At 58.1% G+C, this 8787-nt stretch carries 7 protein-coding genes; 1 reads left to right on the top strand and 6 read right to left on the bottom strand.

From position 1 onward, the window contains the following. Positions 1-182 precede the first annotated feature (182 nt). The 6 genes from lpdA to recA all read right to left on the bottom strand — a co-directional run bounded on the left by lpdA (position 183) and on the right by recA (position 6896). Positions 183-1652, bottom strand: a complete 1470-nt coding sequence (gene lpdA / locus ABSG47_RS19115) for a dihydrolipoyl dehydrogenase (RefSeq protein WP_424171553.1) — start codon at positions 1650-1652, stop codon at positions 183-185. 77 nt (positions 1653-1729) lie between these two features. Continuing rightward, positions 1730-2650 (bottom strand): tRNA (adenosine(37)-N6)-dimethylallyltransferase MiaA, encoded by a 921-nt coding sequence (miaA, locus tag ABSG47_RS19110; RefSeq protein ID WP_424171550.1) that lies wholly within the window; start codon positions 2648-2650, stop codon positions 1730-1732. Next, positions 2647-2832, bottom strand: a complete 186-nt coding sequence (locus tag ABSG47_RS19105) for a hypothetical protein (protein ID WP_424171547.1) — start codon at positions 2830-2832, stop codon at positions 2647-2649. The genes miaA and ABSG47_RS19105 overlap by 4 nt, the downstream gene beginning before the upstream one ends. 19 nt (positions 2833-2851) lie before the next feature. Continuing rightward, the gene (locus ABSG47_RS19100) at positions 2852-3385 is read right to left on the bottom strand and encodes an energy transducer TonB (RefSeq protein ID WP_424171544.1); all 534 of its coding nucleotides are present in this window, start codon (positions 3383-3385) and stop codon (positions 2852-2854) included. Positions 3386-3632: 247 nt separating this feature from the next. Next, positions 3633-5636 (bottom strand): PP2C family protein-serine/threonine phosphatase, encoded by a 2004-nt coding sequence (locus ABSG47_RS19095; protein ID WP_424171541.1) that lies wholly within the window; start codon positions 5634-5636, stop codon positions 3633-3635. Between the two features lie 186 nt (positions 5637-5822). Continuing rightward, positions 5823-6896 (bottom strand): recombinase RecA, encoded by a 1074-nt coding sequence (recA, locus tag ABSG47_RS19090; RefSeq protein WP_424171555.1) that lies wholly within the window; start codon positions 6894-6896, stop codon positions 5823-5825. 336 nt (positions 6897-7232) lie between these two features. Between recA and ABSG47_RS19085 the strand changes: the two genes are divergently transcribed. Further along, positions 7233-8396 carry a VWA domain-containing protein gene (locus ABSG47_RS19085; protein WP_424171538.1) on the top strand — a complete coding sequence of 388 codons (1164 nt, stop codon included), beginning with the start codon at positions 7233-7235 and terminating at the stop codon, positions 8394-8396. Positions 8397-8787: the final 391 nt, after the last annotated feature.

Below are 8787 nucleotides of genomic sequence, written 5' to 3'. Positions count from 1 at the left end.
CCGAATCCAATGGATTCGGGCCTTCGTATTTCCGGCTGTGCAGTTGCACAGTTCCGGAATGAAGATCGCATAAAGATTTTTTTAGAAACTGTGTAGAAGCTCGCAACCTGCAGAAAAAGAATTGCTTCGAAGCCAGCCCTGCACAGGGTAACTCAACCAGTCGTCCGAAAATGAACAGTTATTCAAGCGTTGATAGCTTCACCTTCGACGGCGGCATAAGCATCCAGCATCGCCTCCGACAGCGTCGGGTGAGCGTGGATGGTGAACATCAGCTCGTCGATGGTGCCTTCGAGTTCCATCACGGCCACGGCTTCTGCGATCAGCTCCGTAGCCTGCGGACCGATGATATGGACGCCGAGGATTTCACCGTATTTGGCGTCGGCAATGATCTTCACAAAGCCATCATGTGCGTCAACGATGGTAGCCTTCGAATTTCCGGCAAAGGGAAATTTGCCGACCTTGATTTCGTAGCCTTTTTCCTTGGCCTGCGCCTCTGTCAATCCTGCCGACCCGACCTGCGGATCGGTGTAGGTGCAGCTTGGAATGCGGTCGCGGCGAACGGGGCGATAATGGCGGCCGGCGATGGCGGAGACAGCAACGATGCCGCTCATGCTGCCGACGTGGGCAAGCTGCGGCAGTCCGAGGACGATGTCCCCGATGGCGTAGATGCCGGGCTCGGCGGTCAGCTGAGCTTCATTTACCTTGATGAACCCGCGATCCGTTTCGATCTTGGTGGATTCGATATTGATGCCCCTGGTGCGCGGTGCGCGGCCCACGGCGACGAGCACTTTTTCGGCTTCCTTCTCGATGAGCTTGCCTGCGGCTGTCGTCCATTTGACCTTGACGCCGGTCTCGGTCTTCTCGATGGACTCGACTTTGCAGGAGGTGTTCATGTCGATGCCGCGCTTTTTAAAGAGGCGTGTGAGTTCTTTCGAGAGGTCTTCGTCTTCAACAGGAATGGCGCGGGGAAGAAATTCGACAAGGGTGACTTCTGTGCCGAAGCTCGCGAAGATCGAACCGAATTCGACGCCGACCGCGCCTGCGCCAATGACGATGAGCGATTTGGGCGGCTGCGGAATGTCGAGGATTTCGATATTGGTGAGGATGCGGTCATCTGGCTTGAGGCCGAAGAGGGTGCGTGCCTCAGAGCCGGTGGCGAGGATGAGGTTCTTGGCTTTGAGCTGAGATTTGGTGCCGTCGGCGGCAGTGAGTTCGACAGTGTGGATGCCGTCTTTTGCCGGTCCAGTCAGGCGGCCAAAGCCCGGCACGACGGTGACCTTGTTCTTCTTCATGAGGAACTCAAGGCCCTTGGTGTGCTTGTTGACGATGGCGGTTTTGCGCGCGAGGACGGCGGACCAGTCGAGCTGCGGCGTGCCGATGCCGGCGATGCCGTATTCGGCGGCGTGCTTGAGGTGATCCCAGATTTCGGCGTTGAAGAGCAGCGCCTTGGTGGGAATGCAGCCGACGTGAAGACAGGTGCCGCCGAGGACCTTTTCCGCTTCAATGAGTGCGACTTTGAGGCCGAGCTGGCCTCCGCGAATGGCGGCAGTGTAGCCGGCTGGGCCGCTGCCAAGGATGGCTACGTCGTAGAGGGTGTCCTGATTCGATGCTGAGGTCTGTGTGGATGTCGATGCGGGCGTGGTGGCTGCCAAGGTTTGCTCCTTGCTTGAAACGAGTTGGGCTTGAAACGGATTGGGCTTGAACGGTTCAGTTTATCGAACGGGGCCTACTAAATTTGATTCCGAATGAGGGCAATGGCTTCAGCCGCAGTGGCGGGATCGTCGCCGAAGGCTGTGAGCCAGTGAACTTCGGGCTCGCGGCGAAACCAGGTGAGCTGGCGCTTGGCGTAGTTGCGGTGGCCCTGCTGGGCGGCGGTCAGGGCTTCGGGCTCGGTTAGGTTGCCGTCGAGGACGGCGAGCGCCTGGCGGTAGCCGAGGGAATCGAGTGCTTTGACGCGGCCATAGCGGATGAGTAGGGTGCGGGTTTCTTCGATAAGGCCCGATGCGAACATTTCGGCGCAGCGGCGGTTGAGGCGGTCGTAGAGGGCTTCGCGGGGCGGATTGAGGCCGATGCGGAGTAGCCGGAAGCCGGTGAGTGGGTCGCGGGCTAGCTGTTCACTCATGGGCTTGCGGCCTGCTAGCGAGACTTCAATGGCGCGGATGAGCTTGGGGGTGTCGTTTGCGTGGATGCGCGCGGCTGTCGGTGCGTCGAGGCGGGCGAGAATGCGATGAAGGTGAGCGCTTCCGCGCTTTTGCGCTTTGAATCTGAGCCGTTCCCGTAGAGGCTCATGGCGGGCGGGGCCGGCGAAGAGTCCTTCGGTGAGCGCGCGCAGGTAGAGGCCGGTTCCGCCGGTGACGATGGGGAGGCGGCTGCGAGAAGCTATTTCGCGCAGCGCGGCGCGGGCAGCGCGGCTGTAGGCTCCGGCGGTGTAAGGCTCGTCGGGATTGGCGACGTCGATGAGGTGGTGCGGGGCGCTGGCGCGTTCTTCGGGCGTTGGCTTGGCGGAGCCTAGGTCCATGCCGCGATACACGGCTACGGAGTCGCAACCGACGATTTCGCCGTTGAAGAGTTCGGCCAGGCGGAGCGAGAGAGCGGTTTTGCCGCTGCCGGTGGGGCCGAGAAGCAGAACGGCTAGCGGGTCAACACTCATGGACGCCACCAGTTGGGCGTCCATATCCAGGATTTATCGGCGTGGAAGTACCACCAGGCCAGGATGGCGGCGGCGAAGAGAAGCAAGCCGAAGACCTGGTTGCGGCGGAAGGCGCGGAGTTGGGCAGCGCGGCGGTCTTCTGCATCTTTCTGGTCGAGTTGGGTTTGGGGGCGGTCGGGCATGGATCTTCCAGGAATGATCTTACTGTCCGCCATGAAAAATCCGCCGAAATCCCCGCTTCACTGCATACGCCAATCGCTGGAGTGGGTTATTAAACACAATCCTACCTGCTGGATCGCATAAGCAAACCGGGGTGGCTGGATTGGACGCGAGATCGAGAAGCAGAATGCCAGGCTCGGAGTTGTCTATGAGTGCTGGCGGGTCGGGTGCAGGATTCTCGACGGCTTCCTTCAATCCAAACTTCGCAATCACGAGCGTCTGGCACAGTTCGTCTCCAGTTGCATCCGTCTTCACATTCCAATCCATCAATTGATTGGCCATGAATCTGGAAAGCATTGGCGGCCCTGATATGGGCTCGATCCTTTCTACTTTGCCATTCGGCTGATAAATGATGTGGCTAAGCACAACTCCATAGACACGCGCGGCTTTTGCAATCGGCGGATAGAAGACTTTGTCATTCGGTCCTCTGCCAATGATCGAGCACCAGCGCGGCTCGGCGTGCGCAACGATGGCAGAGGCTGCGAGGGCAATGGCAATTGCGAGAGTGCGTTTCATGCGCGGATGTGTGCCTCAGGATGGCGCAGGGTCAGCAGGGACGGTGCCCCACGTCCACACACGGACGTGGGGCGCCGGTTGCGATAGCGAGCGAAGAGCAAAAGCAAAAACAACCGCAGGTTCTTCCCTTCGCCTGAAGTACGGCTGCGTCTCAGCGACTGTGTAATGTCAAGCCGTGCGGCTATGGAAAAGGCGGAAAACGGAAGAGCGTGTTTCCCTCCTTTTTCACAACCCGGCGGCTAATAGCTCAATTGGCGTAAGCGGGCTGCCTGGTGTCGGGGTGGGCAGCGCGGGAAGCGAAATAGAGAGAGACTACAGTGATGTCGTCCGTCTGGCCGAAACGCTTGGCGGTTTGAGCAATGTAGCGGGCGGGCTCGTTGCTGACCTGCTGTGTGCGCTCGAAGCCGAAGAGTTCGCCGTCCTCGTTGGTGGCTTCCACAACGCCATCGGAGAGGAATACAAGACGCTCGCCGCGATTGAGTTGAAGCGTGATCTGCTCGTAACTGCTATCGGCAATGACACCGAGAGGCAGGCCGGGAGGCAGTTCAATTTCGCGGCCATCGCGGTAGGGGCCGAGGTGGCCTGCGTTGGCGATCGTCATCTCGCCAGTGGGATAGACGCGGGCGCAGAGGCAGGTGGCAAAGCAGGGCGCTGCATCGAGCTCCGGAACAGCACCGGGCGCGGAGACAGCGCCGAGCAGCACGTGGTTGAGGTGTTCGAGCACCGTGGCGGGATCGTGGGATAGTTCATTGCGGAGCGCGCCAACGAGCGTGCTGGAGTTCATGGCCGCCTGCAGGCCTTTACCGCTGACGTCACCAACGACGATGAACAATGATTCGTCCTTGAGCGGAAGCACCTGGAAGAAGTCTCCGCCGACGCCATTCACTGGCAGATAGGCGCTTTCCAACATGAAGTTCCGGGTGGAAGGAAGTTGCGTTGGAATCAGCAAAGCCTGTACGCTGCGCGCGGCAGCGACTTCCGCCGAGGACCGCTGCTCATCCTGCGATACGCGGATGAAGCGGTACAGGATGACGGCGACGAGGCTGGCCAGGAAGATTTGATAGGTAAAGAATCCAAGGCCGAACTCAACAGCCCCTACGTGAAAGCGGTTAATTGCATATTGAGTTGGAAGCAAGCTCTTGCTTACGGCGTAGTTGATGAGATTAGCGACGAAGTTACCTGTGGCTGCCAGCAGAAATGGAAAGAGGATGACGCCGGCCTCAGGCCGTCCGCGGCGCCAGGCCGTGGCCAGCATGACTACGGCGAGCACCGCGAACAGAATCTGTGCGGTATTGGAGAGCCATGAGAATGTCTGATCGAAGTGAAACAGCGTGGCAACGGGGATCAAAAGCAAAAAGAGCTGTAGCGCATACACGGTGCGGCGCAGTGGGCTGGCCGAAAAGCGCAACGTGAACTCCAGCGTGGCGGCGATGAAGAGGCTGAAAGCCCACTGGTCCAGAACGTTGGCAACGGGGCTGGAAAAGACGGCAAGCAGGCCGCATATTTCAATGACGCCGCGTAACAAAAGCGCGAGAGATAGAAGTGCGAGCCACAGGTATTCCCTGTGGCTGCGCTGCGTGAGGTAAAGCACCGTGCCCAGGAAGGCGATGCAGAAGGTGAAAAGGCCGCTGAGCAGAATGGAGAGTACATATTTGAACCAGAGACGGCTGGTGATGAGCTCTAACTGATCGGCGATTTGCGCTGCGGGCCCGGACTGGACACGGGTGAGCGCGCCGGTTGAGGACGGGCTGCCGGCAATCCAGCCACGAATGGCGATGGTGACCGAGCCGTCCGGCGCGGCATGGGTGACGTGTACTACGAAGGGATGGGACCAGTAGGAGGCTGGCTGGTCTGACATGCCGCGGGTCTTTCCCGCGGGAACGCCATCGAGGTAAACGGCAAGTTCGCCGGCGGAATCGTTGGCGACAAGCAGATCGCGCGGGAGACTGCCGGGCGGCGGAGTGTAGCGCAGACGATACCACGCATAGCCTGAGTAGCTTTCGATGCCTTGTGAATCAAAATCGTGGCCGAGGGTCATGGTGCGCCAGGATGAATCGTCGAAGGATGCCGAGGCCCAGCGCGGGTCGTCGCCGGGATGGAAGCGCCAGGGACCGTCGAGGGTGACGATGCTGTCAAACGAAGCAAGCGCAGGAGCAGAGGCTGCAGAGGGATCGACCGGATGATTAGCAGCAGGTTGTGCGCTACTCGTATGGCACACAAGCGCGAGCAGGAGCAAAGCCAGAAGTCGCACTGCCGCTCGCGAGGGAATCATCATGCGTCAACCCAGTTTAGAACGAATTGGATGTAAAACGAACAAGAAGAACGAAGCCCGGCAGTGATGCCGGGCTTCGTATTTTCGGCCCGTATAAGAAACTACGGGTTGGCTGCGGATCCGGTTCCATGCACCTTTATGAGGTGCATGGCTGGCGGGTTATCTTTACGCGCGGCGGCCTTTCACGGCCTCCTTGGCCTCCGCCGTGCCGCCGGCGGGGACCTCGGGTACTTCAGTCTTGGCTGCGGAGCCGATGTTGAGCTTCTTGCGCAGTTCGGTGTCCATCCTGGCAAAGACTTCCTTGTTTTCCTTGAGGAAGTTGCGTGTGTTCTCACGGCCCTGGCCGATGCGCTCGCCTGCATAGCTGTACCACGCGCCGGATTTCTCGACGATGTTATTGGCCACGGCGAGATCGAGGACGTCGCCCTCGCGGCTGATGCCTTCGCCGTAGAGAATGTCGAACTCGGCCTCGCGGAAAGGCGCGGCGACCTTGTTCTTCACGATTTTCACCTTGGTGCGGTTACCGATGACGACATCGCCTTCTTTGAGTGCGGAAATACGACGAATATCGATGCGAACCGAAGAGTAGAACTTGAGCGCGCGGCCGCCGGTCGTGGTTTCAGGATTGCCGAACATGACGCCGATCTTTTCGCGAATCTGGTTGATGAAGATCAGAGCGGTGCGCGATTTCGAGACCGTGCCGGTGAGTTTGCGGAGCGCCTGCGACATGAGCCGCGCCTGCAGGCCCATGTGCGATTCGCCCATCTCACCGTCGAGCTCGGCCTTGGGAACCAGCGCGGCGACGGAGTCGACGACGAGCACGTCAATTGCGCCGGAGCGGACGAGAGCTTCGGTGATTTCGAGCGCCTGCTCACCGGAGTCAGGCTGAGAGACCAGCAGGTTGTCCACATCCACGCCGAGTTTTTTGGCGTAGCCGGGGTCGAGGGCGTGCTCAGCATCCACGAAGGCTGCAAGGCCGCCGCTTTTCTGCGCTTCGGCGATGATCTGCAGCGTGATCGTGGTTTTACCGGAGGACTCAGGACCGTAGATTTCGATCACGCGGCCGCGCGGAATGCCGCCCACGCCCAGCGCCGCGTCAAAGCTGATGCTGCCGGTGGAGATGATCGAGATCGGCATGAGGGCTTCACGCGAGCCGAGCCGCACGATGGAGCCTTTGCCGAATTGTTTTTCAATCTGCGAGAGGGCGAGTTCTACTGCTTTGGCGCGATCATCGGCAATGGCCATTTGGCACGTCTCCTTATGCGGTTTTCAGAATAGAGCCTATGCACGCTGCCATTCAACAAAGCAGCACTCCCCGCGCGCATGGGCACCTTCGCGGTCAACCACATTTCCTTGAGGGTGATTTGTGAAAGCGAGTGTAACAAGGTTCAGATTACCAAAGATAGCGTAGAAACGGCGAAGTATAGGGTGAATTCGAGATTTTTTCGTAGCTTATGAGTAACCAGATGCAATCCTGAGCAGGATTGCATCCTGAAGTGGCAGGAAGCCGTCTTAACAAAGGGGAAAGCCTGAAAGAGCAAGGATCGTGGCTTTTCCGGTTCAGCAAGGAGCTTTATGCAATTACATCGTTCTGCTGCTGGTTCGTCTTTTGGGACATCGAAACTGCGTTTTCTGCTTACTTCTGTGACCGTTGTTGCACTGCTCATCGGCGCTCAGCGGGTACGCGCCGCAGGGGCGGAGGATCCCACAAAGCCAAATCTCATTACAGTGGATGTCTTTGTGGCGGATAACCTGGGCCATCCCTTCCATGGGCTTGATCAACAGAGTTTTACGTTGCTGGACAATGGCCAGTCACGCCAGCTAGTGAGTTTTCGCGCCGTGGATCCTACTGCGGAACCGGGCGCTGTACGTGTCCTGATGGTTGTGGACATGGTGAACAACACCGTTACCGAGGTGGCGCGGCAGCGTGAACAAATCAGCGAATTTCTCAATCAGGATGGCGGCAAACTGGCGCATCCGATGGCCATAGCTGTAATGACGGAATCAGGCGTAAGCATGATGAAGGGATACAGCCAGGATGGTCATGAATTACTGGACGCTTTTGACAAGGTACAGTCCCAAATTCGCCCTGTGGGGACTTCGGCTGGTTTCTATGGAGCTGCGGAGCATTTGCAGGAGTCGCTCAAAGGACTTCAGGAGATTGCTGCGTTTGAGGCGGCCCAGCCAGGACGCAAGATGGTGTTTCTGATTGGCCCAGGATGGCCGATGCTGATAAACGCGGGCTACGAGGCTACCGACAAGCAGCGCGCGTGGGTTTTCAATATGCTTGTAGATATATCCAACAGCCTGCGTGAGGCGCACGTTGCGCTTTACAGCCTCGATCCCTTTGGCCTGGGTTCGATGCAGGGACACGCCGACCCATTCCTTTACCAGAGCTATCGGAAGCCGGTGACAAAGGTGAGTCAGGCCGAATATCCGTATCTGGCGCAGCAGGTGCTTGCGGAACACTCCGGAGGCCGCGCGCTCATCTCCTCGAATGACACGCGAGGAGACCTCAACTCGGCCATGCATGATGCCGGCGCCTACTACGAGCTGACCTTTGAGGCCCCTGCTGACGCAAAGCCCAATGAGTATCACAAGCTGGAAGTAAAGGTGGACAAGCCGAACGCGAAGGTTCAAGCCGATGCCGGCTACTATGCGCAGCCGGCGATGATTGGCGGCAAGACTACTCCGCCGGAAAAGGTGCCTGAACCGGCTACAGGGTTTCCGCATCCGTAGCAATTCTGAACTTCCAAAGGTGCTCCGAGGCGGCTAAGCTGGGGTAAAAATACCGACTTACAGAATCTGTGGAAGAAGCCGGATACGCGATCAAGCTATCCGGTTATTTTTCATAGATTTAAGCTACGATCAGTGGTACAGATTTACAGAATCTGTATCGAGTAAAACCGTACATTTTCTGTTTGATTATCTCTATAAGTTGTTTATTTCTATAGATTTACAGAAATTTCTATGCCTGAAAAAAGGTGTATAAGCGGAGTTTAAGGCCGGTTTTAGATCCTATTCCTCATAGGTATATAGTTTAATACTTTGCTGACGTAGCGTTTGTGGGCAGAGTGTAGGGATGGCGCGTGCGTACAGTGATGATCTTCGCAGGAAGTTGCTAGAGGCT

Origin of the sequence: Occallatibacter sp. (assembly GCF_049510455.1) — a bacterium.
Taxonomy (GTDB): Bacteria; Acidobacteriota; Terriglobia; order Terriglobales; family Acidobacteriaceae; genus Telmatobacter.
This window is presented reverse-complemented; position numbering and strand designations above follow the sequence as displayed.

Coding starts and splice junctions, on each gene's coding strand:
- miaA (WP_424171550.1), bottom strand. CDS start 2,650: ATGAGTGTTGACCCGCTAGCCGTTCTGCTTCTCGGCCCCACCGGCAGC.
- ABSG47_RS19100 (WP_424171544.1), bottom strand. CDS start 3,385: ATGAAACGCACTCTCGCAATTGCCATTGCCCTCGCAGCCTCTGCCATC.
- ABSG47_RS19105 (WP_424171547.1), bottom strand. CDS start 2,832: ATGCCCGACCGCCCCCAAACCCAACTCGACCAGAAAGATGCAGAAGAC.
- ABSG47_RS19085 (WP_424171538.1), top strand. CDS start 7,233: ATGCAATTACATCGTTCTGCTGCTGGTTCGTCTTTTGGGACATCGAAA.